General features: G+C 72.1%; 22 protein-coding genes. 4 read left to right on the top strand and 18 right to left on the bottom strand.

Annotated elements, in window-relative coordinates; genetic code table 11:
* Window positions 1–7: 7 nt before the first annotated feature.
* Together ACFVQG_RS23750 and ACFVQG_RS23745 are read right to left on the bottom strand one after the other, a co-directional pair.
* Complete coding sequence (locus tag ACFVQG_RS23750; RefSeq protein ID WP_383386799.1) at window positions 8–1,705, bottom strand: flavin monoamine oxidase family protein; 1,698 nt, start codon at window positions 1,703–1,705, stop codon at window positions 8–10.
* Window positions 1,706–1,749: 44 nt separating this feature from the next.
* Window positions 1,750–2,538: a carbon-nitrogen hydrolase family protein gene (locus tag ACFVQG_RS23745; RefSeq protein ID WP_383386796.1), complete on the bottom strand. Its 789-nt coding sequence runs from the start codon at window positions 2,536–2,538 to the stop codon at window positions 1,750–1,752.
* Between the two features lie 502 nt (window positions 2,539–3,040).
* Between ACFVQG_RS23745 and ACFVQG_RS23740 the strand changes: the two genes are divergently transcribed.
* The gene (locus tag ACFVQG_RS23740; protein ID WP_383386793.1) at window positions 3,041–3,796 is read left to right on the top strand and encodes a GntR family transcriptional regulator; all 756 of its coding nucleotides are present in this window, start codon (window positions 3,041–3,043) and stop codon (window positions 3,794–3,796) included.
* The gene (locus tag ACFVQG_RS23735; protein ID WP_383386790.1) at window positions 3,793–4,251 is read left to right on the top strand and encodes a hypothetical protein; all 459 of its coding nucleotides are present in this window, start codon (window positions 3,793–3,795) and stop codon (window positions 4,249–4,251) included. The genes ACFVQG_RS23740 and ACFVQG_RS23735 overlap by 4 nt, the downstream gene beginning before the upstream one ends.
* Here the strand turns inward: ACFVQG_RS23735 and ACFVQG_RS23730 are convergent.
* The 6 genes from ACFVQG_RS23730 to rpe all read right to left on the bottom strand — a co-directional run bounded on the left by ACFVQG_RS23730 (window position 4,240) and on the right by rpe (window position 10,247).
* Window positions 4,240–4,692: an Lrp/AsnC family transcriptional regulator gene (locus tag ACFVQG_RS23730; RefSeq protein WP_033275118.1), complete on the bottom strand. Its 453-nt coding sequence runs from the start codon at window positions 4,690–4,692 to the stop codon at window positions 4,240–4,242. The genes ACFVQG_RS23735 and ACFVQG_RS23730 overlap by 12 nt on opposite strands.
* A gap of 10 nt (window positions 4,693–4,702) precedes the next feature.
* Window positions 4,703–6,172, bottom strand: coding sequence for an amino acid permease (locus ACFVQG_RS23725; protein WP_383386786.1), 1,470 nt, complete (start codon window positions 6,170–6,172; stop codon window positions 4,703–4,705).
* Between the two features lie 311 nt (window positions 6,173–6,483).
* Complete coding sequence (locus ACFVQG_RS23720) at window positions 6,484–7,926, bottom strand: GuaB1 family IMP dehydrogenase-related protein (protein ID WP_383387085.1); 1,443 nt, start codon at window positions 7,924–7,926, stop codon at window positions 6,484–6,486.
* Window positions 7,927–8,056: 130 nt separating this feature from the next.
* Window positions 8,057–8,359 (bottom strand): barstar family protein, encoded by a 303-nt coding sequence (locus ACFVQG_RS23715; protein ID WP_383386783.1) that lies wholly within the window; start codon window positions 8,357–8,359, stop codon window positions 8,057–8,059.
* A 79-nt stretch (window positions 8,360–8,438) separates the two neighbouring features.
* Window positions 8,439–9,482, bottom strand: coding sequence for a sugar-binding transcriptional regulator (locus tag ACFVQG_RS23710; RefSeq protein WP_383386778.1), 1,044 nt, complete (start codon window positions 9,480–9,482; stop codon window positions 8,439–8,441).
* A gap of 78 nt (window positions 9,483–9,560) precedes the next feature.
* Window positions 9,561–10,247 (bottom strand): ribulose-phosphate 3-epimerase, encoded by a 687-nt coding sequence (gene rpe, locus ACFVQG_RS23705; RefSeq protein WP_383386776.1) that lies wholly within the window; start codon window positions 10,245–10,247, stop codon window positions 9,561–9,563.
* Between the two features lie 138 nt (window positions 10,248–10,385).
* Here rpe and ACFVQG_RS23700 point away from each other — a divergent pair, with 138 nt between their 5' ends.
* The gene (locus ACFVQG_RS23700) at window positions 10,386–12,569 is read left to right on the top strand and encodes an MMPL family transporter (protein WP_383386773.1); all 2,184 of its coding nucleotides are present in this window, start codon (window positions 10,386–10,388) and stop codon (window positions 12,567–12,569) included.
* A 29-nt stretch (window positions 12,570–12,598) separates the two neighbouring features.
* On the opposite strand, the gene ACFVQG_RS23695 is transcribed toward ACFVQG_RS23700, so the two are convergent.
* Window positions 12,599–14,017 (bottom strand): RsmB/NOP family class I SAM-dependent RNA methyltransferase, encoded by a 1,419-nt coding sequence (locus ACFVQG_RS23695; RefSeq protein ID WP_383386771.1) that lies wholly within the window; start codon window positions 14,015–14,017, stop codon window positions 12,599–12,601.
* A 67-nt stretch (window positions 14,018–14,084) separates the two neighbouring features.
* Window positions 14,085–15,017, bottom strand: coding sequence for a methionyl-tRNA formyltransferase (gene fmt / locus ACFVQG_RS23690; protein WP_383386768.1), 933 nt, complete (start codon window positions 15,015–15,017; stop codon window positions 14,085–14,087).
* Between the two features lie 232 nt (window positions 15,018–15,249).
* Between fmt and ACFVQG_RS23685 the strand changes: the two genes are divergently transcribed.
* Window positions 15,250–15,792 (top strand): hypothetical protein, encoded by a 543-nt coding sequence (locus ACFVQG_RS23685; protein ID WP_383386765.1) that lies wholly within the window; start codon window positions 15,250–15,252, stop codon window positions 15,790–15,792.
* Window positions 15,793–15,871: 79 nt separating this feature from the next.
* Here ACFVQG_RS23685 and ACFVQG_RS23680 read toward each other — a convergent pair whose 3' ends face one another.
* The 8 genes from ACFVQG_RS23680 to ACFVQG_RS23645 all read right to left on the bottom strand — a co-directional run bounded on the left by ACFVQG_RS23680 (window position 15,872) and on the right by ACFVQG_RS23645 (window position 24,409).
* Complete coding sequence (locus tag ACFVQG_RS23680) at window positions 15,872–18,040, bottom strand: primosomal protein N' (RefSeq protein WP_383386763.1); 2,169 nt, start codon at window positions 18,038–18,040, stop codon at window positions 15,872–15,874.
* Window positions 18,041–18,164: 124 nt separating this feature from the next.
* Window positions 18,165–19,373 (bottom strand): methionine adenosyltransferase, encoded by a 1,209-nt coding sequence (gene metK / locus ACFVQG_RS23675; RefSeq protein ID WP_383386760.1) that lies wholly within the window; start codon window positions 19,371–19,373, stop codon window positions 18,165–18,167.
* Window positions 19,374–19,649: 276 nt separating this feature from the next.
* Complete coding sequence (coaBC, locus tag ACFVQG_RS23670; RefSeq protein WP_383386758.1) at window positions 19,650–20,852, bottom strand: bifunctional phosphopantothenoylcysteine decarboxylase/phosphopantothenate--cysteine ligase CoaBC; 1,203 nt, start codon at window positions 20,850–20,852, stop codon at window positions 19,650–19,652.
* Window positions 20,853–20,977: 125 nt separating this feature from the next.
* On the bottom strand, window positions 20,978–21,250 hold the full coding sequence (rpoZ, locus tag ACFVQG_RS23665; RefSeq protein ID WP_003977348.1) for a DNA-directed RNA polymerase subunit omega: 273 nt from the start codon (window positions 21,248–21,250) through the stop codon (window positions 20,978–20,980).
* Between the two features lie 38 nt (window positions 21,251–21,288).
* On the bottom strand, window positions 21,289–21,846 hold the full coding sequence (gmk, locus tag ACFVQG_RS23660; RefSeq protein ID WP_383386756.1) for a guanylate kinase: 558 nt from the start codon (window positions 21,844–21,846) through the stop codon (window positions 21,289–21,291).
* A gap of 37 nt (window positions 21,847–21,883) precedes the next feature.
* Window positions 21,884–22,207 carry an integration host factor gene (locus ACFVQG_RS23655; protein ID WP_003977346.1) on the bottom strand — a complete coding sequence of 108 codons (324 nt, stop codon included), beginning with the start codon at window positions 22,205–22,207 and terminating at the stop codon, window positions 21,884–21,886.
* A gap of 253 nt (window positions 22,208–22,460) precedes the next feature.
* Window positions 22,461–23,306 carry an orotidine-5'-phosphate decarboxylase gene (gene pyrF / locus ACFVQG_RS23650; protein WP_383386753.1) on the bottom strand — a complete coding sequence of 282 codons (846 nt, stop codon included), beginning with the start codon at window positions 23,304–23,306 and terminating at the stop codon, window positions 22,461–22,463.
* Complete coding sequence (locus ACFVQG_RS23645) at window positions 23,303–24,409, bottom strand: quinone-dependent dihydroorotate dehydrogenase (RefSeq protein WP_383386750.1); 1,107 nt, start codon at window positions 24,407–24,409, stop codon at window positions 23,303–23,305. The genes pyrF and ACFVQG_RS23645 overlap by 4 nt, the downstream gene beginning before the upstream one ends.
* Window positions 24,410–24,489 lie beyond the last annotated feature (80 nt).

Here is a 24,489-nt window from a genome sequence, read left to right as displayed (position 1 = left end):
GCGCGGCTCAGTCCTCCGGCAGCTCGACCGGCGCGATCTCGTCGTAGACGTCGCCCGGACCGGGGTTGGCCGCGTCCGTCCCGCCACCGAAGTGGTGCATGACGCCCCATACGGCGTTCAGCGCGGTCTGCACGGCGCCCTCGGCCCAGCCCGCCGTCCAGGAGATGTCGTCACCGGCGAGGAAGATGCCGCGCTTGTCGGCGGGCAGCCGGTCCTGCATGAAGTGCGTGAACAGGCGCCGCTGGTAGCGGTAGTGGCCGGGCAGGTTGGCCTTGAACGCGCCCATGAAGTAGGGCTCGTTCTCCCAGGAGACCGTCACCGGGTTGCCGATGACGTGCTTCCTGATGTCGACCTTGGGATAGATCTCGCCGAGCGACTTCAGCATGACCTCCATCCGCTCGTTCGCGGACAGCGGCAGCCACTTCAGGCTGTCGTCGCACCAGGTGTACGACAGGCAGATGACGGCGGGCCGGTCCGGGCCGTCGTCGAGGAGGTAGGTGCCGCGGGTCATCCGGTCGGTGAGGGTCATCGACATCACGTCGCGGCCGGTGTCCTCGTCCTTGTCCAGCCAGAACGGCCGGTCCACGGGCACGAACAGCTTGCTGGACTCCATGTAGTGGGTGCGCTCGATCGCGGTCCAGTGGTCGATCGGGAAGAGCGAGTCATCGCACTGGATCTTGGAAAGGAGCATCCAGGACTGGGCGGTGAAGATCGCCGCGCGGTAGGTGCGGATGTCGCCGTTCGCGTCGGTGACGGTGATGTGGTTGCCCGCGGTGCGGTGCAGCCGGGTCACGGCCGGACGGGGCTCGCCGCCCTCGTGCAGGCTCGCGAGCGAGGTGCCGTACGACCAGTGGACGATCTTCTCCGGGGTGCGCTCCCAGAGCCGCGTCGGGAGCTGCTGGGAGCCGCCGACGATGCCGCGGTGGTGGTCGTCGGCCTCGGTGTAGACGACGCGCAGGATCTCCAGGATGGAGTTGGGGAAGTCGGTGTCCCAGCCGCCAGTGCCGAAGCCGACCTGGCCGAAGATCTCCCGGTGCCGGAAGGACTTGAACGCCTCGGAGTCGCAGAGGAAGCCGTAGAAGGTCTGGTTGTCGAGCTTCTCGACCAGCCTGGCCCAGATCTCGCGGATGCGCGGCACGTCCCGCTCGCGCATGGCGCGGTTCATGTCGGAGAAGTCGGCGCCCTCGTCGAGGCACTTGTTCCAGGCCTCGGCGACGTCCCGGTACACCTGCGGCAGGTCGTCGATGGTCTCGGCGTAGTGCGACTCGCCCTTGAGGTCGACGACCGTCGACGGGGTGGCCTCCGCGAGCGGGTTGGGGAACGGCCGGGTCTCCAGGCCCACCAGGTCGATGTAGTGCTGCAGGGCGGTCGAGGACGGCGGGAAGCGCATCGCGCCCATCTCGGCGGTGAGCGACGGGTCGCAGCCGTCGAAGCCGACGGTGCGCAGCCGCCCGCCGATGCGGTCGGCCTCGTAGACGACCGGCTTCAGCCCCATCTTCATCAGCTCGTACGCCGCCACGATCCCGGACAGACCGCCGCCGATGACGGCGACCTCGGTGCCGTGCTCGGTGGCGGGGACCTGGCCGAGGCCCGCCGGGTGGGCGAGGAAGTCGTCGTACGCGTACGGGAAGTCCGGGCCGAACATGGTGATCGGCGGCTGCTGCTCGTCGGCGTGCTCGACGGCGTTGGGCACGGTGGACGTCATGGGGTACGGACTCCTTGCGGCGGAACTGGGGAGGGCGGGGCGGTTCAGATGAGGGACCCGTACAGACCGGGGCGGCGGTCCTTCAGATACGGGTTGGCCTCGCGGGAGGCGGCCAGGAAGGCGGGGTCCACGTCGGCGACGACGAGTTCCTCGGCGCGTCCGGCGCGGGTGCGGGCGATGCCGTCCGGTCCGGCGAGCGTGGACAGCCCGACGAACTCGAAGTCGCCCTCGGCGCCGACGCGGTTGACGTACGCGACGTACATCTGGTTCTCGAACGCCCGCACCGGCACCAGCGACTCGGCGACGAACTGGAACGGGTGCATCTGCGCCGTCGGCACCAGCAGCAGGTCGGTGCCCGCGAGGGCGTGGGCGCGGACGTTCTCCGGGAACTCCACGTCGTAGCAGATCATCAGCCCGATCCGCAGACCGTCCACCTCGGCCTGTACGACCGGCTGCCCGCCCGGCGTGAAGTGGTCGCGCTCGAAGCAGCCGAAGAGGTGGGTCTTGCGGTAGTTCGCGAGCCGGATGCCGTCGGCGGAGATCAGCTGCGCGGAGTTGTAGACGGTCTCGCCGTCGCGCTCCGGGTAGCCGTAGGCGATCGCGACCCCGTGCCGCCCGGCGATGTCGGCGACCGTGTCCGCGCCGTCCCCGTCGGCGGGCTCGGCGAACCGGGCGATGTCGTCGCCGATCGCGTAGCCGGTCAGGAACATCTCCGGCGCGACCAGCAGCCCGGCCCCCGAGGCGGCGGCCCGGCCCGCGGCCTCGTCGAGCACCTTGAGGTTCTCGACGGGCGAGCCGGGACGGCCGGAGCTCTGGAGCAGTGCGGTGCGCATGCGTGTTCCTCACCGGGAAGGAGGGGGGGCGTGGGGCCCCGGCGGGATGCGTGCGGGAGCCATGTAGACGGTACGGTCGTCGGCCTCACCTGGACAAGGAGCCGCCGTTGCACGCCCAGGGGGCGAACGTTGCGTCGATCGGGGCTCGGGCGGCGATTCGTTGCGCGCGGGGATCCACCGCCCGCCCGGCCGCGATACGCGGCAAGGTGGCGCGCGTCTGCGCCAGCCGTGCCACAGGTTCCGGGTCGTCACGCGCGGCTCGTCGGGGGCGGGGTCCTGTCCCTTGCGGGGGGGACGGCGTCGATCTCGTCCGGGTCAGAGCGAGGCACGGCAACTTGTCTGAACAAGTCGACCCAAGTACGCCCGCGCCCGGTGACACCGCCGTGAACATCCGCCCAACCACGGACCCCCATTCCCTGCACAGTCCGGGGAGGCCCGGATCGCCGGGCGAAGTCGATTACGCTGATCACGCTGTGCACAGCGACCGACTCAGAGGGGAAGCATGGCGGCGCGACACGAGGAGATCGCCGACGCACTGCGCCGCGCGATCGACCGCGAGGAGTACACCGTCGGCAGCCTGCTGCCCCCGGAGACGGAACTCGCCGCCCGCTACGGCGTCTCGCGCGGCACCGTCCGGCAGGCGGTGGCGGCGCTCACCGCCGAGGGGCTCATCGGCTCACGTCAGGGTGCCCGGCGCGTGGTGCTGGCCAGCCGCCGCGGTCAGAGCTTCACCGAGCTGCGCAGCTTCGCCCGGTGGGCGCGGGCGATGGGCCGCGAGGCGACCGGGCGCGTGGTCACGCAGGCCTACCGTGCGGCCACCACGCAGGACGCCGTACGCCTCCAACTGCCCGCGGGCACACCGGTGCTGCATGTGCTGCGGGTGCGGGGCCTGGACGGGGAGCCGGTACTGCTGGAGCGGACGGTGTACGCGGACTGGGTCTCCCCCGCGGTCGCCGCGATCGACCCGGACTGCCCGTCCGTCACCCAGCGGCTCTACGACGACACCGGTCTGGTCTTCGCCTACGGGGAGCACGTCATCGACGCGGTGGCGGCCGGTGTCCTGGACGCGGAACTGCTCGGCGTACGCCGCACGAGTCCGCTGCTGCGGGTACGCCGGGTGACCACGACCCACGAGGGGCGGCCCGTGGAGTGGTCGGACGACCGGTACCGCTCGGACGCCGTGAGCTTCAGCGTGCACAACTCCATCGGGAACAACGCCCTGGCCAGGAACACGGTGGACGCGGGGGGACACGCATGAACGTCGAGGCCCTGCCGTACGTCGACGAGCACACCACCCTCGTCGCCGCGGACGCCGACACCGTCTGGCGCGCCCTGAGCGAGGCCTTGGACGCCTCCTTCGCAGGCGGGCGCTACGCCCGGCTGGTCGGGTGCGCCGACCGCACGGCGTCCGGGCCACGGCCCCTCGCGGAGGGCTCGACGATTCCCGGGTTCCGGGTGGTGACGGCGGAACGGGGCCGGGAACTGGCCCTCGTAGGCCGCCACCGGTTCTCCCTCTACGCCCTGGTCCTGCGGCTCGACGGGGCGGGCCCGGCGCACACCCTGCTGCGCGCCGAGACCCGGGCCGCCTTTCCCGGCACGGGCGGGCGCCTGTACCGGCGGCTGGTCATCGGCACGGGCGGGCACGCGTTCGGCATGCGGCGGCTGCTGGCCGGGGTGCGCGAGCGGGCGCAGCGGCACCGGTCAGGTGGGTGAGCCCGAGGAGAACCGGCGCAGCAGCGGCGACAGCACCAGCACGGACTTGGTCCGCTCCACGAACGGCTCCCCCGCGATCCGCTCCAGGACCCGCTCGAAGTGCCGCATGTCGGAGGCGAAGACCTGGGCGACGGCGTCCGCGTCCCCGGTGACGGTGGACGCGGCGACGACCTCCTGGTAGCGCTCCAGGCCCCGTTGGATGGTCTCCGGGGAGGTGTTGGAGCGGCAGTAGATCTCGACGAACCCCTCGGTCTCCCAGCCGAGGGCGGCCGGGTCCACCCGTACGGTGAACCCGGTGATCGCCCCGGTGGCGCGCAGCCGGTCCACGCGCCGTTTCACAGCGGGCGCGGACAGGCCGACGAGCTGCCCGATGTCCGCGTAGGAGCGGCGGGCGTCCTCGGCGAGGGCGTGCACGATGCGTTCGTCGAGATCGTTCAGCACTGCGGGTGGTTCACTTCACTTCGGCTGTGGCGAGACGGGAGCGGCGGTAGCCGTACAGGAAGTAGAACACGAGACCCGCGGCCATCCAGAAACCGAAGACCACCCAGGTCACCGAGTCGAGGCTGAACATGTTGTACGCGCAGAACAGGAAGCCCAGGACCGGCAGCACCGGGCCGAACGGCACCCGGAACGTGCGCTCCAGCTCCGGCCGCCGATAGCGCAGCACCACGACCGCGATGTTGACCAGGGCGAACGCGAACAGCGTGCCGATGCTGGTGGCGTCGACGAGCTTGCCCAGCGGGATCAGCGCGGCGAGCACACCGCAGAACAGGGACACGATCACCGTGTTGAGGCGGGGCGCGCCGGTCCTGGCGTGCACCTTGCCGAACGCCTTCGGCATCAGCCCGTCACGGGACATCGCGAACAGGATGCGGGTCTGGCCGAACAGCACGGTGAGGACCACGCTCGCGATGGAGATGACCGCGCCGAGTGCGAGCAGCGTGCCCCAGAAGGTCTGGCCGCTGACATCGTTCATGATCGCGGCGAGGGAGGCCTGGGAGCCCTCGAACTTGGTCCAGTGCCAGGCGCCGACGGCGACCGCGGCGACGAGCACGTACAGCGCGGTGACGATGATCAGCGAGAGCATGATCGCCCGCGGCAGGTCCCGCTTGGGGTTCCTCGCCTCCTCACCGGCGGTGGAGGCGGCGTCGAAGCCGATGTAGGAGAAGAACAGGGTGGCGCCCGCGGCGCTCACGCCCGCCATGCCGAGCGGCATGAAGTCGGCGTAGTTGCCGGACTTGAAGCCCAGGAAGCCCACCGCGCAGAACAGCACCAGCGCGGCGATCTTCACCGCGACCATGATCGTGTTGGCCCGGGCGGACTCGCGCACGCCGCCGAGCAGGAACACCATGGCCAGCATCACGACCAGCAGCGCGGGCAGGTTGACGATGCCGCCCTCGCCGGGCGCGGAGGACAGCAGCGCGGGGATGGTGACGCCGATCGTGCCGTCCAGCAACTCGTTGAGGTACTCGCCCCAGCCGACCGCGACGGCGGCCACCGACACGCCGTACTCCAGCACCAGACACCAGCCGCACACCCAGGCGACGAGTTCGCCCATCGTTGCGTACGCGTACGAGTACGAGGAACCCGCGACCGGGATGCTGCCCGCCAGCTCGGCGTAGGACAGGGCCGAGAACAGCGCCGTGAGTCCGGCGATGACGAAGGCCAGGGTGACCGCGGGCCCGGCCTCGGGGACGGCGTCGCCGAGGACCACGAAGATTCCCGTGCCGAGGGTCGCCCCGATGCTGATCATGGTCAGCTGCCACAGCCCGAGGGACCGCCGCAGCGAGCCTCCCTCACCCTGGCCGCCCTCCGCGACCAGGCGTTCCACGGGCTTGCGGCGCATCAGGCTCGCGAGTCCGCCCGGGGACGGCGGGGTGGTCGTCCTGCTGGTGCGCGGGGGTGCGCCTTGGTCGAGCACGCGGTGGCTCCTTCATCGCTGCCGGTCTGGGTGACGGGGACCGGCGGCGTCCCCACGACCGCGGGAACCCACCGAGCGGGGTCCCCGCCACGTCACGTACAGCGCAGGAGCCTATGGGCCGGACATCGCAGTCGTAATGCAGCAACCTTGCGCATCTCCGCAAGATCGTTGCGTTGAACCGGGCACGGCGGACGATCGTTGCACGGCGGTTCACAAGCGTTGCGCACGGGCCTTCGCGCGGACCGGTTCCGGGAACGCCGACGGCCCCTGCCGTACGGGACGACAGGGGCCGTGCGAAGGGGGTGTGCGGGTCAGTTCCAGCTGGCGTGCAGCGGCTTGCCCTCGGCGTAGCCCGCGGCGCTCTGGATGCCGACGACGGCCTTCTCGGCGAACTCCTCCAGGGAGGCGGCACCGGCGTAGGTGCAGGAGGAGCGGACGCCCGCGATGATCGAGTCGATCAGGTCCTCGACTCCGGGGCGGGTCGGGTCCAGGAACATCCGGGAGGTGGAGATGCCCTCCTCGAACAGCGCCTTGCGGGCGCGGTCGTAGGCGGACTCCTCGCTGGTGCGGTTGCGCACGGCGCGCGCGGAGGCCATGCCGAAGGACTCCTTGTAGTAGCGCCCGCTGGCGTCCTGCTGGAGGTCGCCCGGCGACTCGTACGTCCCGGCGAACCAGGAGCCGACCATCACGTTGGAGGCACCGGCCGCCAGCGCCATCGCCACGTCGCGCGGGTGCCGGACGCCGCCGTCGGCCCACACGTGCTTGCCGTATTTCCTCGCCTCGGCGGCGCACTCCAGGACGGCGGAGAACTGGGGCCGTCCGACGCCGGTCATCATGCGGGTGGTGCACATGGCGCCCGGTCCGACGCCGACCTTGATGATGTCGGCGCCCGCCTCGACCAGGTCGCGCACGCCCTCGGCGGAGACGATGTTGCCCGCGACGATCGGCACCCGCGGGTCGAGGGCGCGCACCACCCTGACGGCGGTGATCATCGACTCCTGGTGGCCGTGCGCGGTGTCGATGACGAGCGTGTCCACGCCCGCGTCGAGCAACTGCTTGGCCTTGCCCGCCACATCGCCGTTGATCCCGACGGCGGCGGCGATCCGCAGCCTGCCCCGTGCGTCGACGGCCGGGGTGTACAGGGTGGCGCGCAGGGCGCCCTTGCGGGTCAGGATCCCGGCCAGCTTGCCGTCGGCGTCCACGGCCGGGGCGTAGCGGCGGTTGTGGTGGTCGAGGGTGTTGAAGGCCTCGCGCGGGTCGATGTCGGCGTCCAGGAGGAGCAGGTCCTTGGACATGACGACCTCGAGCTGGGTGAAGCGGTCGACCCCGCTGAGGTCGGCGTCGGTGACCACGCCGATCGGCCTGCCCTCCTCGTCCACGACGACACCGGCGTCGTGCGCGCGCTTGGGAAGCAGGCCCAGCGCGTCGGCGACCGTCTGGTGCGGGGCCAGCACGATCGGGGTGTCCAGCACCAGGTGACGGCTCTTGACCCAGGAGACGACATCGGTGACGACGTCGATCGGGATGTCCTGCGGGATGACCACGAGGCCGCCGCGCCGGGCCATCGTCTCGGCCATCCGGCGGCCCGCGATGGCGGTCATGTTGGCGACCACGAGCGGGATGGTGGTGCCCGTGCCGTCCGGGGAGCTGAGGTCCACGCCCTGGCGCGAGCCGACGGCGGACCGGCTCGGCACCATGAAGACGTCGTCGTACGTCAGGTCGTACGAGGGCTGGATGTCGTTGAGGAAACGCACGTGCTGCACATCCCAGTCGATCAGAAGTGGCCCCCGGACAGGTCAGCCGGGGGAAAGAGCACGTACTTCATTGTCCCATGGCGTCCGGAAAGCGGTGCACGGTCCGTTCCTCCAGGCTACGGGGGGTGTCCTAGGAGGATGCTCCAAGAGCGAGCGCGACGGTCACGGCGGAGGCGCCCGTGAACACGTCGACGGCGGTCTCCCACTCGTCGGGCCGCGCCTCGGCGTACCGCCGCCAGTCCCGGACGACGACCAGGGGGCGCGCCCCGGCGCCGCCCTCGGGCCACAGCGCCGGGTCGGACAGGACGTCCGACAGCGCGTCCCAGTTGTGTCCGAAGTAGTCCGGCAGCCGCAGGTCGCGGGCGCAGCGGTCCATCAGGCCCGCCTTGTCCCGCACGCCGTCGAGGTCCAGTGTGATCACACGCTCGGTCATCCGGGCACCGCCTCGCACCAGGGTCGGGGGAGCGGACGGCCGCCGGTACCGCGGGGCCGCCCCCTCCCGAGTGCCGCCGTCAGGGTCCGTCGGGGTCGGCCCGGTTCAGCGCGGGCCGTGGCGTCGGACCGGCCGCCATCAGGTAGTCCGCGGCGGAGGTGTCCGTCACCAGACTGGTGACGAGCCCCGACCGCAGCACCGCGTCGATCGCGGCGGCCTTGCGCTGCCCGCCCGCGATCGCCACCACTTCGGGGATACGGCGGAGCTGGTCGGCCTTGACCGTGATGCACCGCTCCCCCAGGTCCCGTCCGACCCGGCGCCCCTCGGAGTCGAAGAGGTGCGCGGACATCTCGGCGGCGACACCGAGCGAGGCGTAGTGCGCCCGCTCCTCGTCGCTGAGCATGTCGTGCACCGTGGAGATGCCCGGCTCCCAGGAGCCGATGGAGACACAGGCCACCGTGACCTTGTCGAAGTACTCGAAGGCCCGCGCGATCCCGGTCTGGTGGCGCAGCGCGGCGGCGGTGGCCTCGTCGGGCAGCAGCATCGGCGCGTAGATGGGGTGGGCGTCACCGCCGGACACCTGGGCGGCGCGGCGCACGGCCTCCACCGAGCCGCGCTCGGCGGTCCCGGCGTCGTACACGCCCGTCAGCTGCACCACCGTGCACGGCGGCAGCCGGTCCAGGGCCGCGGCCATGTGGATGGTGGAGCGGCCCCAGGCCAGGCCCAGCACATCGCCCTCGTTCACGAGTTCGCCGAGCAGGTCGGCGGCCACCTCACCGAGGTTCTCCGGGTCCGGGGTCTCCTCGGCGTCGGCCGGGGACTCCACCACGACGGCGTGTCTGAGGCCGTACCGGGCGCGCAGCGCGTCGGAGCGGTCGGCGTCCAGTTCGGCGGGGACTCGGATCTCGATTCTCACGAGATCCCGTTCGAGGGCGGTCTCCAGGACCCGGGCCACCTTGAAGCGGCTGACGCCGAACTCCTCCGCGATCTGGATCTTGGACTTGCCCTCGAGGTAGAAGCGGCGGGCCATGGCCGCCGCCTGCACCAGCTCAGCGGGTCCCATCCGCATGGCTGACCGGCCCGCCGACATACCCGACACGGCGATCTCCTCACTGCTGTTCACACTCTGGATTCGCCGTTCATCCTCGCAGATGTGGCGCGGTCGATCAGCCCTGATGAGAGCCGTTCACGTTCCCGTGGCTCAGTGGCCGCATGCCCAGGACGCGGCGGCGGTCGCCGTCTCCGCCTGGGTGCGCAGTGCACGTACCGCCTCGGCCGGGTCATCGGCCCCGTAGACCGCGGATCCGGCCACGAAGACATCGGCACCCGCCTCCGCGCACCGCTCGATGGTGCTGGCCGAAACCCCACCGTCCACCTGGAGCCACAGCTGGAGCCCGTGCTTACTGATCAACTCGCGGGTCCGCCGGATCTTCGGGAGCATGATGTCGAGGAACGCCTGTCCCCCGAAGCCCGGCTCAACCGTCATGATCAGCAACATGTCGAGTTCGGGAAGCAGGTCCTCGTACGGCTCGATGGGCGTCGCGGGCCGCAGCGCCATGGCGGCGCGGGCACCCTTGGCCCGGATTTCCCGGGCGAGCCGCACCGGCGCGGCGGAGGCCTCGACATGGAAGGTGACGGACCCGGCACCCGCCTCGACGTACTGGGGCGCCCACCGATCGGGGGCCTCGATCATCAGATGGCAGTCCAGCGGGGTGTCCGTCGCACGGGCGAGCGACTCTACGACCGGCACGCCGAGGGTGAGGTTCGGGACGAAATGGTTGTCCATGACGTCGACATGGAGCCAGTCGGCTCCCTGCACCGCCCTGGCCTCGTCCGCGAGGCGGGCGAAGTCGGCGGAGAGGATGCTGGGGTTGATCTGCGGGGCCATGCCCCAAGCCTGCCATGTCGCGGCGCTGGGCTGTGGGGGTGGGGTGGTGGGGCCTAGGGTTGTGTTTCGGCCGCGGGCCGGAGGTGGCTGGTCGCGCAGTTCCCCGCGCCCCTGAGGGGCGTTGGCGTGGAGGTGGGTATGACGAGTGGCCGGGGGATAGGGCATCTGGTCTGCGGACGGCGGGCCAAGTGGCTCGTTCTCGTGCTCTGGCTGGTGGTGTTGGTCGTCGCCGCGCCGTTCGCTCAGAAGCTGACCGACGCGCAGGACAATGACGCGCAGTCGTGGCTGCCCAGGTCGGCGGAGTCCACCCAGGTTCTAGAGATCTCCGAGGACTTCAGGCCCGAGCAGATCCCGGCCGTCGTCGTGTACGCCCGTGACAGCGGGCTGACCACCGAGGACCGGGCGCGGATCGCCGAGGACGTGCGGGAGCTGAAGGAGCTGCGCGACCACGGCATCCGGGGCGCCGAGACGCGCGGCCCGGTCTTCGACCGGGAGACCGATCCCCGGGCGGCCCAGGTCTTCGTGCCGATCACGATGGACGAGAAGGGCTGGGAGCGCATCTCCCCCGCCGTCGACTCGATCCGCGAGGACGTCGGCGAGAGCACCGGCGGACTCGCCGTGCACATCACCGGTCCCGGCGGCACCTCCGCCGACTTCTCCGAGGCCTTCGAGGGCATCGACTCGACACTGCTGTTCGCCGCGATGACCGTCGTCATCGTGATGCTGCTGCTCACCTACCGCAGTCCCACGCTGTTGCTGGTGCCGCTGGTGTCGGTGATCGGCGCGCTGTTCACCGCCCAGGCGCTGGTGTACCTGCTCGCCGAGCACGGCGGGCTCACCGTCAACGGGCAGAGCGCGGGCATCCTGCTGGTCCTGGTCTTCGGCGCGGGCACCGACTACGCGCTGCTGCTGGTGGCCCGCTACCGCGAGGAGCTGCGCCGCCACGAGGACCGGCACGAGGCGATGGCCCTCGCCCTGCACCGCGCGGGCCCGGCGGTGATCGCGTCCAGCGCGACGGTGGTCCTGAGCATGCTGGTGCTGATGGTCGCCGAGATGAACTCGACCAGCGGCCTCGGCCCGGTCGCCGCCATCGGTGTCGCCGTCGCCCTGCTGGCGATGCTGACCCTGTTCCCGGCCCTGCTGGTGGTCTTCGGCCGCTGGATCTTCTGGCCGGTGGTCCCGCACCTCGGCACCCCCGACCCCACCGAACGCGGCGTCTGGGCCCGCACCGGCCGCCGTATCGCCCGCCGCCCGCGCATGGTGTGGGCCGTGACCGCGGGGGTCCTGGCGATCTGCTCGCTGGGCCTGATCCAGCTGCGCGCCGAGGGCATCAGCAACGCCGACGCCTTCACCGGCGAGCCGGACTCGATCGTCGGCCAGCAGGTCTCGGCACGCTACTTCCCGGCGGGCAGCGGCGATCCGCTCGTCATCGTGGCCAACCAGCCACAGGCCGAGCAGGTGGGCCGGGCGGTGGCCGAGACTCCGGGCGTCGTACCGGAGTCGCTGGGTCCGGCCCCCGGCTCGAAGACCGTGCACGAGGGCCGGGTGCTGTTCGAGGCGACCATGTCCGACCCCGCCGACAGCGACGCCGCGAAGCAGACCGTGGAGCGGGTCCGGGACGCCGTGCACGTGGTGCCCGACGCCGATGCCCTGGTGGGCGGTGGTACGGCGGCCCTGCTGGACATGGACGAGGCGACCACCCACGACAACATCCTGATCATCCCGCTGGTGCTGATCGTGGTGCTGCTGATCCTCTGCGCCCTGCTCCGCGCCCTGATCGCCCCGCTGCTGCTGATCGGCACGGTGATCCTGTCCTTCGCCGCCGCCCTCGGCATCAGCGCGCTGGCCTTCCGGTACCTCTTCGACTACGCGGGCGAGACGACCGACTTCCCGCTGTTCGTCTTCGTCTTCCTGGTCGCCCTGGGCATCGACTACAACATCTTCCTGACCACCCGCATCCGCGAGGAGGCAGCCCGCCAGGGCACCCGCCCGGGCGTCGTCACCGGCCTCGCCGCCACCGGCGCGGTCATCACCTCCGCGGGCCTCGTCCTCGCGGGCACCTTCGCCGCCCTCGGCACGCTCCCCATGGTCGCCTTCGCCGAGATCGGCTTCGCCGTGGCCCTGGGGGTACTCCTCGACACCTTCATCGTGCGGTCGGTACTGGTGACGGCGCTGTTCCTGGACGTGGGCGGGAAGGTGTGGTGGCCGCACCCCTTGAGCCGCGCCGAGGCAGGATCCGCCCGTCCGGCGCTTGAGGACGAGGCCCCTTCGGGGCCGGAGCGGGGGCCTGGGGGCGGCGGCCCCCAGGGACGGGACGGGTAGGGGCGGCGGGGGCGAGGCCCACCCGGACGTCACCCCACCCGACGGATGACCGCCAGATACATCGCGTCCGTGCCATGCACATGCGGCCACAACTGCACATCCGGCCCTTCACCCAGGTCAGGCACCCCCGGCAACAACGGCCGCGCATCCACCAGCTCCGTCTCCGGGAACTGCTTCAGCACATCCGCGACCACCGCCCGTGTCTCCGCGAGATGCGGCGAGCACGTGGCGTACCCCACCACACCCCCCACCCGCACCGACTCCAGCGCACTCCGCAGCAGCCCCCGCTGAAGCGGCGCGAAGCCGTCGAGATCCTCAGGGCGGCGCCGCCACCGCGCCTCGGGCCGCCGCCGCAGCGCGCCAAGCCCGGTGCACGGCACGTCCATCAGCACCCGGTCGAAGCTCCCGGGCCGCCACGGCGGCCGCGTCCCGTCGGCGGCGATGACCTGATAGGGCCCCGGGTTGCCACGCAGCGCGTTGGCCACGAGCCCGGCCCGGTGGGGCTGCTTCTCGGAGGCCAGCAGAGTGGCCCCCCGCTCGGCGGCCAGCGCGGCGAGCAGCGCCGCCTTCCCGCCGGGCCCGGCACACCCGTCGAGCCACCTCTCGTCCCGCCCCTCCAGCGGAGCCCCCGCCAGCGCGAGCGCGACAAGCTGACTGCCCTCGTCCTGCACCCCCGCCCGCCCCTCGCGCACGGCGTCCACGGCCCCGGGCTCGCCACCCTCGGTCAGCCGCACGGCATACGGCGACCAGCGGCCGGGCTCGGCGGCGTCCTCCCGGAGCAGTTCCTCGGCCGTGGCCCGCCCGGGCCGGGCGACGAGGGTCACCTCGGGCCGCTCGTTGTCGGCGGCGAGCAACTCCTCGATCCCGGCCCGCCCGCCGCCGAGCGAGTCCCACAGCGCGGAGACGACCCAGCGCGGGTGCGAGTGCACGACGGCGAGATGGTCCTCAGGGTCGTCGTCGTAGGGCGGCGCGACCCGCTCCAGCCAGCCGTCCAGATCGTGCTGGGCCACCTTGCGCAGCACGGCGTTGACGAACTTGGCCCGCCCGTCGCCGAGCACCACGCGGGCCAGCTCCACGGAGGCGGACACGGCGGCATGACTGGGAATCCGGGTGCCGAGCAGTTGATGCGCGCCGAGGCTGAGCACATCCAGCACCGGCGGATCGACCTCGCGCAGCGGGCGGTCCACACACGCCGCGATCACGGCGTCGTACGTCCCCTGCCGCCGCAGCGTCCCGTACACCAGCTCGGTGGCGAGCGCCGCGTCCCGCCCGTCGAAGTCGCCCTGCTCACGCGCCTTGCGCAGCAGCGGCGGCAGCACGAGGTTGGCGTAGGCGTCCCGCTCGTCCACCGCGCGCAGCGCCTCGAAGGCAAGGAGGCGGACGGGATCCTTCTGGGGCCGACGGTAGGGCTTGCCGGGTTTGCGGGGCCGCCGGGAGGTGTCGCTCACGAAAAGGTGCTCCGGAATTTCTGTATACGGTGTGCACCCAGCGTACGCCGGTGCGGCTCCCGCAAGCTCACGCGCCGAGCGTCTCCCCGTCGGCGATGCGCACCCCGCGCGCCCAGTCCGCCGCCCGCATCGGCTTCTTGCCCTGCGCCTGCACCCACAGCAGCTCCACGGCGTACGAGCCGGAGCCGACGTGGACGTGGTTCTTGCCCACCGAGAGCTGGCCCGGGGCGAGTTCGGTGCGGTCGGGAGCCAGGGCGACCTGGATGAGCTTGAGCCGCTCACCGCGGAAGGTGGTCCAGGCACCGGGCGCGGGGGTGCAGCCGCGCACCACACGGTCGACGCGCAGGGCGGGGGTGGTCCAGTCGACGCGGGCGTCCTCGACGGTGATCTTCGGGGCGAGGGTGACGCCGTCGGCGGGCTGCGGTACGGCCTTCAGGGAGCCGTCGGCGATGCCGTCCATGGTCGCGGCCAGCAGCCCGGCCCCGGCGAACGCGAGCCGGGTCAGCAGGTCGCCGCTGGTGTCGGTGGGCCGGACGGTCTCGGTCACCGTGCCGTAGACGGGCCCGGAGTCGAGCCCTTCCTCGATGAGGAAGGTGGACGCTCCCGTGATCTCGTCGCCCGCCATGACGGCGTGCTGCACCGGCGCCGCGCCACGCCAGGCGGGCAGCAGCGAGAAGTGCAGGTTGACCCAGCCGTGGGCGGGGATGTCGAGGGCCACCCGGGGCAGCAGGGCGCCGTAGGCGACGACGGGACAGCAGTCCGGCGCGATCTGCCGCAGCCGCTCCAGGAACTCCGGGTCCCTCGGCTTGGCGGGCTTCAGCACCTCGATCCCGGCCTCCTCGGCCCGCTCGGCCACCGGTGAGGCGACCAGCCTGCGCCCCCGCCCGGCCGGTGCGTCCGGCCGTGTGACGACGGCGGCCACCTCGTGCCGCCCGGAGGCGAGCAGGGCGTCCAGGGCGGGAACGGCGACCTCGGGGGTACCGGCGAAGACGAGCTTCATGAGCGGGCACGGGCCTCTCGGGCGGGATGAACGACGGGCAGCGCACCAGTCTATGGCGGACCCCCCGCGCAGCTCCCGCGCGCATCCCCGCGCCGGGGGCGTACGCATATGCCCTTACGCCCCTCGAGCGTGACCAGTCACGCAAAAAGGCGTTGGTCTAGAAAGAGTTGACCCACGGGCCGCGGCAGCGGCCCGATCCTTTCTCCTCAACGCCGGTTCGAGAGGCTTGTTCATGGCCGACCACGCAACCCACGACGCCCAGGCTCGGGCCAGCCTGCACTTGCTGGTGCGGGACATCGAGCGGGTCCGCCGGCAGGTGGACGCACTGCGCACACTCACCGCCCAATTGGGCAACGTCTACCGTCCGCGCCGCTCCGGCCCCGCCACGGGCTTCGTCGTCTACGGACGCGCCCCCGCCCCGACCGTCCGCCTCGCGCAGGAGCTGCGCGACAGCGTCGAGACCCTGGTCACGGCGGCGGTCGACTTCGATCGCTCGCTCGGCTTCTCGTGGGACGCGGTGGGCTCGGCGCTCGGGGTCACCAAGCAGGCGGTGCACCGCCGTTACGGCTCCCGCCGCGCCACGACCCAGGCCGCCGCCGAGGCGGAGCGCTCCGCCGAACCATCGGGCACCCGCACCGTCAGCGTCAACACCGGTATCCCGTCGATGCCCACGGTCCCGGCGGCCCGCTCGATGCCGACCCAGCCGACGGCGGGCAGCCCCGCCCTCCGCGAGGACGTCAGGCCGACGGCCTTCCCGGGTCCGCGCAACGGCTGACCCCGCCGCCAGCTACGGCTGCCGAGCCCCGCCCTCCCGGCACACTCCGGGAGGGCAGCCGTATCCAGGGGCAGGCAGCTCAGCCGATGTCGGGCGGATCGATGCGCACCCGCACCGCCTGTCCCCCCGCCCCCGCCTGCCCGCCCCCGCGGGCCATCCGCGCCGCCTGCGCGGCCTTCAGCGCCGCCGCCAGCGCGGCCCCCCGCCCCGGTGGCACCCGGATGAGCGCCCGGTCCCAGTGCTCCCCGGGCGGTGGCGCGCCCGGCCGCCGGGGGCGCCCCGCCGCGGTGCCGGGCATCGGCACGGGCCCCAGGACCTCGGCCTCCAAGGGCAGTTCGGCCGTGCCGAGGAATTCGGCGACCGCCTCCGGCGGCCCGGACACGGCGGCCATCCGGGACACCGGCGGGAAGCCCAGCTCGGCCCGCTCGGCGAGTTCGCGCACGGCGTGTCCCACGGGGTCCCAGCGCACCAGCGCCTGCACGGGTCGCAGGGTCGGCTCCGCGACCACCACCACGGTGCCGCCCGCCGACTGCGGCCGGACCAGCGCCGCCGCGGCGATCCAGCGGCGCAGCGCGTCCTCCCCGGCCCGCAGGTCGGGCCGCCCGAGCATGGCCCAGCCGTCGAGCAGCAGGGCGGCGGCGTAACCGCCCTCGGCGACCGGCTCGGCGCCCGGGGTGCTCACCACCAGCGCGGGCGCCCCGGGCACGGTGTCGAGCACGTGCTCACGCCCCGAGGTCCGCACCGGTACGGCGGGAAAGGCGCGGCCCAGCTCCTCGGCGGTCCGCCGCGCTCCCACGATCTGGGCGCGCAGCCGGAAGGACCCGCACTCCGGGCAGTGCCAGGCGCTCTCCTCGCGCCCGCACCATCCGCAGGACAGCGCCGCGGACTCCCGCGCCTCCAGCGGCCCGGCGCAGTGACGGCACCGCGCGGGGGCCCGGCACTGGGCGCAGGCCATCCGCGGCACGTATCCGCGCCGGGGCACCTGCACGAGCACCGGTCCCTGCTTGAGCCCTTCCCGGATCGCCTGCCAGGCCAGCGTCGGCAGCCGGGCGGCCCGGGCGGCCTCGTCCCGCGCCAGGTCCGTGTCGCCCACCGTCCGCACCAGCGGGGCGGCGGCCCGCACCTGCTCCCGGGAGGCGACCAGCGGCAGGGCCCAGCCGCTGTCGACGAGCTGCGCGCCCTCCACGGTGCAACCGAGGCCCCCCAGCAGGAACCCGCACCGGTCCTGGGCGGCCCGCAGCAGCAGCACCTCACGGGCGTGCGGCTGCGGTGCGTGCGGTTCGCTGTGGCTGTCGTCGCCGTCGTCCCAGAGGGCGACCAGTCCGAGGTCCTGGACCGGCGCGAACATGGCGGCACGGGTCCCGACGACGGCCCGCACGGACCCCCGCCGCACCGCGAGCCACTCGCGGTACCGCTTCTCCGGTCCGGCGTCGGCGGTGAGCAGCGCATGCCGCCCCTCCCCCAGGACCGCCGTCAGCGCGGCGTCGACCCGCGCGGCGGCCCGCCCGTCCGGTACGACGACCAGGGCCCCGCGCCCCGAGGCGAGCGTCGCGGCGACGGCACGGGCCAGCTCCTCGCTCCACGCGGGACCGGGCAGCGCCTGCCACACGGCCCGCGGGGCGCCTCCGGAGGCCAGGGACTCAAGGAACGCGGCCCCTCGCTCGTAGCGCGCCCATGGGCCCGCCTCCGGCGCCGGTGGTGGCGGCAGTGGCGCGGGCGACGGCCGCTGCTCCGCCCGTGCGCTGCGCGGCGGCACGGCCAGTTGCAGCACATCGGCGAGGCTTCCCGCATACCGGTCGGCGACGGCCCGCGCGAGACCCAGCAGTTCCTCGCTCAGCACGGGCTCGGGGGACACGACCTGCGCGAGCGCGGCCAGCGGCCCGGAGTAGTCGGACTCGGCCCGCCGCTCGATCAGGAACCCGTCGATCAGCCCCCCGCCCTCCCGGCGCCCCTCCCGCACCCGGTGCCGACCGGCCCCGAACCGCACCCGCACCCGCACCCCGGGCTGGGCGTCGGCGTCCAGTTCCTCCGGTACGGCGTAGTCGAAGTACCGGTCGAGATGCAGTACCCCCTTGTCGACCAGCACGCGTGCGACCGGCAACCGTCCCGCCAGCGCGGCCCCCCGCCAGGTCCGTGGCTTGGCCCGGGGCGCGCGCGCCCCCCGCACGCTCTCCCGGATCAGCGCGAGCTGCTCCGGCGGCGGCGCCCCTTCGCCACCGCCACTCCCCTGCCCGTTGTCGCTGCTCACGCTTGCATTCTTACCAAACGCCACTGACAACGGCGCCGCCCCGAGTCCGCCCCACGCGAAGGCCCGGCCTCCCCGAGGGGAGACCGGGCCTCACCGAGTCGACTCGGCACGGCGACCGGGGAAACTACAGCCCCGCCGCCTGCCGCAGCGCCTCCACCCGGTCCGTGCGCTCCCAGGTGAAGTCGGGCAGCTCACGGCCGAAGTGACCGTACGCGGCGGTCTGGGAGTAGATCGGGCGGAGCAGGTCGAGATCGCGGATGATGGCGGCCGGGCGCAGGTCGAAGACCTGCTCGATGGCCTGCTCGATCTTCTCGGTGTCGACCTTGTGGGTGCCGAAGGTCTCCACGAAGAGACCGACGGGCTCGGCCTTGCCGATCGCGTAGGCGACCTGGACCTCGCAGCGGGAGGCCAGGCCCGCCGCGACGACGTTCTTGGCGACCCAGCGCATGGCGTAGGCGGCGGAGCGGTCGACCTTGGACGGGTCCTTGCCGGAGAAGGCGCCGCCGCCGTGGCGGGCCATGCCGCCGTACGTGTCGATGATGATCTTGCGGCCGGTCAGACCGGCGTCGCCCATCGGGCCGCCGATCTCGAAGCGGCCGGTCGGGTTGACCAGCAGGCGGTAGTTCTCGGTGTCGAGCTTGATGCCGTCCTCCAGCAGCGCCTTCAGCTCCGGCTCGACCACGAACTCCCGGATGTCCGGGGCCAGCAGTGAGTCCAGGTCGATGTCGGAGGCGTGCTGGGAGGAGACCACGACCGTGTCCAGGCGGACCGCCTTGTCGCCGTCGTACTCGATGGTGACCTGGGTCTTGCCGTCGGGGCGCAGGTAGGGGATGGTCCCGTTCTTGCGGACCTCGGACAGTCGGCTGGAGAGCCGGTGGGCGAGGAAGATCGGCAGCGGCATCAGCGTCGGCGTCTCGTCCGTCGCGTAGCCGAACATCAGGCCCTGGTCACCGGCGCCCTGCCGGTCCAGCTCGTCCTCGTCGCCCTCGACGCGGGTCTCGTAGGCGGTGTCCACGCCCTGCGCGATGTCCGGGGACTGCGCGCCGATCGACACCGACACACCGCAGGAAGCGCCGTCGAAGCCCTTCTTGGAGGAGTCGTAGCCGATCTCCAGGATCTTGTCGCGCACCAGCTGCGCGATCGGCGCGTAGGTCTTGGTCGTGACCTCACCGGCGACATGCACGAGGCCGGTAGTGATCAGGGTCTCGACCGCGACCCGGGAGTGCGGGTCCTCACGAAGGAGTGCGTCGAGAATGGTGTCGCTGATCTGGTCAGCGATCTTGTCGGGGTGGCCCTCGGTGACGGACTCCGAGGTGAACAGGCGACGGGACACAACGCTCCCTGGGGTTGCAGCGGCTGCTGGCTGATCATTGGCGGACGGGACGGAGGCTGCGCCCGGCGTCGTCCGAGAACAGTTTATCTGTCGCGTTCGGCCACCGGACCCCCGTCTCGCCTCTTGGGAGGGCTGTGACCTGCGGCATGCGCATTCTGCCCAATGGCCCACCGCGTTGGCCAGGGTCGCCACACCGCAATGTATCGCCACTCCAGCCACACTCCGGCGTTCCCTAAGGTCAGCGGAGGGGGTCAGGGGTGGGGGCCGGGGTGGGAGTCAGGAGAGCCGGGCCGCCACCAGGTCCCAGACGACGTCGGCCAGCGCCTCCTTCGGACCGTGCGGTACGGGTGTCTCGCTGCCGTCGGCGCCGAGCACCACGGCCTCGTTCTCCTCGGCGCCGAAGGTCTTGCGCTCGCCGACCTCGTTCACCACGAGCAGGTCGCAGCCCTTGCGGTGGAGCTTGGTGCGGCCGTTGGCCAGGACGTCGTCGGTCTCGGCGGCGAAGCCGACGACCACCTGTCCGGGGCGGGCCCGGTCGGCGGAGATCTCCGCGAGGATGTCGGGGTTGCGCACCAGGGCCACGGGCTCGGGGTCCTGGCCGTCCTGCTTCTTGATCTTCCCGGAGGCGTAGACCGCGGGGCGGAAGTCCGCGACCGCCGCGGCCATCACCACGGCGTCGGCGTCGGCGGCGGCCTTCAGCACCGCCTCCCGCAGCTGCACCGCGGTGCCCACCGGGACGACGTCCACGCCCGCCGGGTCGGGCAGGCCGGTGTTGGCCGAGATCAGCGTGACCCGGGCGCCGCGCGCCGCCGCCGTACGGGCGAGGGCGTAGCCCTGCTTGCCGGAGGAGCGGTTGCCGAGGAAGCGGACGGGGTCGAGGGGCTCGCGGGTGCCGCCCGCGCTGACCACCACGTGGCGGCCCTTCAGATCGGGCTCGGTCACGCCGCGGGCGAGCACCCGGCGGCAGACCTCGAAGAGCTCGGCGGGATCGGGGAGGCGGCCCTTGCCGGTGTCGACGCCGGTGAGGCGGCCGACGGCCGGTTCGACGACGACGGCGCCGCGGCGGCGCAGCGCCGCCACGTTCTCCTGGGTGGCGGGGTGCTCCCACATCTCGGTGTGCATGGCGGGGGCGAAGACGACCGGGCAGCGGGCGGTGAGCAGGGTGTTGGTCAGCAGGTCGTCGGCGAGGCCGTGGGCCGCCCTGGCGAGCGTGTCGGCGGTGGCCGGGGCGACGACGACGAGGTCCGCGTGCTGGCCGATGCGGACGTGCGGCACCTCGTGGACGTCGTCCCAGACCTCGGTGGAGACGGGGTGGCCGGAGAGGGCCGACCAGGTCGCGGCGCCGACGAAGTGCAGGGCGGAGGCGGTCGGCACGACGCGGACGTCATGTCCCGACTCCGTCAGTCTGCGCAGCAGCTCACAGGCCTTGTACGCGGCGATGCCACCGCTGACCCCCAGAACGACCCTCGGCTTGTCCACCGTGTCTCCCCGCACCTCGAAGAACGTACGACCCCATCACACACCACAGGCCCGGCAGTCGCGCTGCCGGGCCTGTGGATGAGTCAGCTTCAGGCTGAGAATACTACCGCTGCCGTCGCGGCTTGCTACTGCGCCGGACCCTCGATGGCCTCGGACGTCAGCAGACCCGCGTTGATCTCGCGGAGGGCGATCGAGAGCGGCTTCTCGTGGACGTGGGTGTCGACGAGGGGACCGACGTACTCGAGGAGACCCTCGCCGAGCTGCGAGTAGTACGCGTTGATCTGGCGGGCCCGCTTGGCCGCGTAGATCACGAGGCTGTACTTCGAGTCGGTGGCCTCGAGAAGCTCGTCGATCGGCGGGTTGATGATGCCCTCGGGCGCGGAGATGGAAGAGGACACGCTCTACCTTCCGATGGATGGGAAAAGATCAGTCATGATCACACGACTGCCATCAAGGCTAGCAGCTCGCGGGCCACGTCCTCGACGGAGGTGTTGATCAAGGTCATGTCGAACTCCGGCTCGGCCGCCAGTTCGATCTTCGCCGCCTCGAGACGGCGTTCGATCACGTCGGGCAGCTCGGTGCCCCGGCCGGTGAGCCTGCGCACCAGCTCCTCCCAGGAGGGCGGAGCCAGGAACACCAGCTGGGCCTCCGGCATGGTGTCGCGGACCTGCCGGGCGCCCTGGAGGTCGATCTCCAGCAGCACCGGCTCACCCGCCTCCAGCCGCTCCAGCACGGCCGCGCGCGGCGTGCCGTAGCGGTTCCCGGCGAACTCGGCCCACTCCAGCAGCTCGCCGTTGGCGATCAGCTTGTCCATCTCCTCGTCGGTGACGAAGAAGTAGTGGACTCCGTGCCGCTCGCCGGGGCGGGGCCTGCGGGTCGTCGCCGAGACCGAGAGCCAGACCTCGGGGTGTTCCTTGCGCATATGGGCGACGACCGTGCTCTTGCCGACCCCCGAGGGGCCGGAGAGCACGGTCAGCCGCGGACGTTCACTCATGCAGCGATTATTCCAGCAATCGCCCGGTGCCCGGGACTCAGGAGCCGGTGCTCCCGAACTCGCGCTCCAGGGAGGCGATCTGGTTGGAACCGAGGCCGCGCACGCGGCGGCTCTCGGAGATTCCGAGTCGCTCCATGATCTGCTTGGCGCGGACCTTGCCCACGCCCGGCAGGGACTCAAGGAGTGCGGAGACCTTCATCTTGCCGATGACGTCATTCTCCTGGCCCTGCTTGATGACCTCGTGAAGGGAGGCGCCGGAGTGCTTGAGTCGATTCTTGACCTCGGCCCGCTCCCGGCGAGCCGCGGCGGCCTTTTCGAGCGCGGCTGCGCGCTGTTCGGGGGTAAGGGGCGGAAGAGCCACGCCTACGTCACCTCGGATGTCGAACTGTCGGATACGGACCGGTGAGGAACCTAGTCGCCCCACACCTGGGGAGCCACGAGCAACACGCTTGCCCGTCCTCTCGTCGGAGACTAGCGGGCAAGTCCGCCAGAGTCAGCGAGAACAGCGGAAAAGTCCTGGTCAGCCTCTGTCAGGACGTACATTCCAGACATATTGCCCCGGATTTGAGGATGTATCCAGGGCCTGGAAGCTCCCGAGGCCCTCACCGGCACCCTCAGACAGCCGCCACGGCCGCCCGGATCTCCTCGGCGAACCGGTCCGCGGCAGCACGCAGCGCGACGACATCGGGACCGTGCCGCAGCACTCCCCGGCTGACGTTCGGCACCACATTGCGGACCGCGGCCCCGAAGACCCCAGGAAGATCGGCCGGAGTGGCCCCCTGAGCGCCGATGCCGGGCGCGAGCAGCGGGCCGTTGATCTCCAGGTCGTACGACGACAGGTCACCCAGCGTGGCCCCGACGACGGCGCCGAAGGAGCCCATCGGCTGCTCGCCCGCGTTCTCGGCGGCGAGGTGGGCGAGCATCGTCGCGCCCACAGTGCGGCCGTCGGCGCGCAGCGCGTGCTGCACCTCACCGCCCTCCGGATTGGAGGTCAGCGCCAGCACGAACAACCCGGCACCGGTCTCCCGGGCCAGCTCGACGGCGGGCGCGAGCGATCCGTAGCCGAGGTACGGCGAGACGGTCAGCGCGTCGGAGAACAGCGGGGCGTCCTTGTGCAGGAACGACTCGGCGTAGGCGGTCATGGTGGAGCCGATGTCGCCGCGCTTGGCGTCCATGAGGATCAGCGCACCGGCCGCGCGGGCCTCCGCCACGGTCGTCTCCAGAACCGCGACCCCGCGCGAGCCGAAGCGCTCGAAGAACGCGCTCTGCGGCTTGAGGACGGCGACCCGGTCGGCCATCGCCTCGACGACCGTGCGGCTGAACCGCTCCAGACCGGCCACGTCGTCGTTCAGGCCCCACTCGGTGAGCAGGGACGCGTGCGGGTCGATGCCGACGCACAGCGGGCCACGCTCGTCCATGGCGCGGCGCAGCCGGGCTCCGAACGGTTCGAGCGCTGTCATGCGGTCTCCTTCACGTCGGCGCCGACGGCGTCGGCGAGGGTGGCGTAGGGGCTGGTGCGCAGGCGGGCGGCGAGGCCCTTGTGGATCGCCCGGCACCAGAAGGGGCCCTCGTAGATGAAGGCGCTGTAGCCCTGGACCAGGGTGGCGCCCGCGAGGATGCGCTGCCAGGCGTCCTCGGCGTCCTCGACGCCGCCGACGCCGATCAGGGTGATGCGGTCGCCCACGCGCGCGTACAGCCGCCGCAGCACCTCCAGGGAGCGGGCCTTCAGCGGCGCGCCGGACAGACCGCCGGTCTCCGCGACGAGGGCGGGTTCGGAGGTCAGGCCGAGTCCCTCGCGCGCGATGGTGGTGTTGGTGGCGATGATGCCGTCCAGGCCCAGCTCCACCGCCAGGTCGGCCACCGCGTCGACGTCCTCGTCCGCGAGGTCGGGCGCGATCTTGACCAGCAGCGGCACGCGCCGCGCGGTGACGGCGCGGTCGGCGGCCTCGCGGACGGCGCTCAGCAGGGGGCGCAGCGCCTCGGTGGCCTGGAGGTTGCGCAGGCCGGGCGTGTTGGGCGACGACACGTTCACCACGAGGTAGTCGGCGTACGGCGCGAGGCGCTCGGCGGATGTCACGTAGTCCGCGGCGGCCTCCTCCTCCGGGACGACCTTGGTCTTGCCGATGTTGACGCCTACGACGGTCCTGAAGACCTCCTCGCGGGCCGCCAGACGGGCCGCCACGGCCGCCGAGCCGTCGTTGTTGAAGCCCATGCGGTTGATGAGCGCCCGGTCCGGCACCAGCCGGAACAGCCGCTTCTTGGGGTTGCCGGGCTGCGGCTCCCCGGTGACGGTGCCGATCTCGACGTGGTCGAAGCCGAGCATCGCCATGCCGTCGATCGCGACGGCGTTCTTGTCGAAGCCCGCGGCCAGCCCGAAGGGGCCGTGCATGCGCAGCCCCAGGGCCTCGGTGCGCAGCTCCTCGTAGCGGGGCGCGAGCACGGCCGCGACGAAGGTGCGCAGGACGGGGACGCGCGCGGCCAGGCGGATCCAGCGGAAGGCGAGGTGGTGGGCCTGCTCCGGGTCCATGCGCCGGAAGAGCAGGTTGAAGAAGATCTTGTACATGGTGTCCGTGTGTCCAGGTGTCCAGGTGTCCTTGGAAAGCCGGTGCCCTCATGAAGAGGGGGACACCGTTTCCGGTGTCC

It is taken from the genome of Streptomyces sp. NPDC057877 (genome assembly GCF_042796855.1).
Taxonomy (GTDB): Bacteria; Actinomycetota; Actinomycetes; order Streptomycetales; family Streptomycetaceae; genus Streptomyces.
Note: the sequence above shows the minus strand (reverse complement) of the source record. Positions and strands in the feature narration are given on the sequence as shown.

Excerpts from the sequence above, each read along its gene's own strand:
- ACFVQG_RS23750 (WP_383386799.1), bottom strand. The coding sequence starts at position 1,705 with ATGACGTCCACCGTGCCCAACGCCGTCGAGCACGCCGACGAGCAGCAG.
- ACFVQG_RS23745 (WP_383386796.1), bottom strand. The coding sequence starts at position 2,538 with ATGCGCACCGCACTGCTCCAGAGCTCCGGCCGTCCCGGCTCGCCCGTC.
- ACFVQG_RS23740 (WP_383386793.1), top strand. The coding sequence starts at position 3,041 with ATGGCGGCGCGACACGAGGAGATCGCCGACGCACTGCGCCGCGCGATC.
- ACFVQG_RS23735 (WP_383386790.1), top strand. The coding sequence starts at position 3,793 with ATGAACGTCGAGGCCCTGCCGTACGTCGACGAGCACACCACCCTCGTC.
- ACFVQG_RS23715 (WP_383386783.1), bottom strand. The coding sequence starts at position 8,359 with ATGACCGAGCGTGTGATCACACTGGACCTCGACGGCGTGCGGGACAAG.
- rpe (WP_383386776.1), bottom strand. The coding sequence starts at position 10,247 with ATGGCCCCGCAGATCAACCCCAGCATCCTCTCCGCCGACTTCGCCCGC.
- ACFVQG_RS23700 (WP_383386773.1), top strand. The coding sequence starts at position 10,386 with ATGACGAGTGGCCGGGGGATAGGGCATCTGGTCTGCGGACGGCGGGCC.
- fmt (WP_383386768.1), bottom strand. The coding sequence starts at position 15,017 with ATGAAGCTCGTCTTCGCCGGTACCCCCGAGGTCGCCGTTCCCGCCCTG.
- ACFVQG_RS23685 (WP_383386765.1), top strand. The coding sequence starts at position 15,250 with ATGGCCGACCACGCAACCCACGACGCCCAGGCTCGGGCCAGCCTGCAC.
- gmk (WP_383386756.1), bottom strand. The coding sequence starts at position 21,846 with ATGAGTGAACGTCCGCGGCTGACCGTGCTCTCCGGCCCCTCGGGGGTC.
- pyrF (WP_383386753.1), bottom strand. The coding sequence starts at position 23,306 with ATGACAGCGCTCGAACCGTTCGGAGCCCGGCTGCGCCGCGCCATGGAC.
- ACFVQG_RS23645 (WP_383386750.1), bottom strand. The coding sequence starts at position 24,409 with ATGTACAAGATCTTCTTCAACCTGCTCTTCCGGCGCATGGACCCGGAG.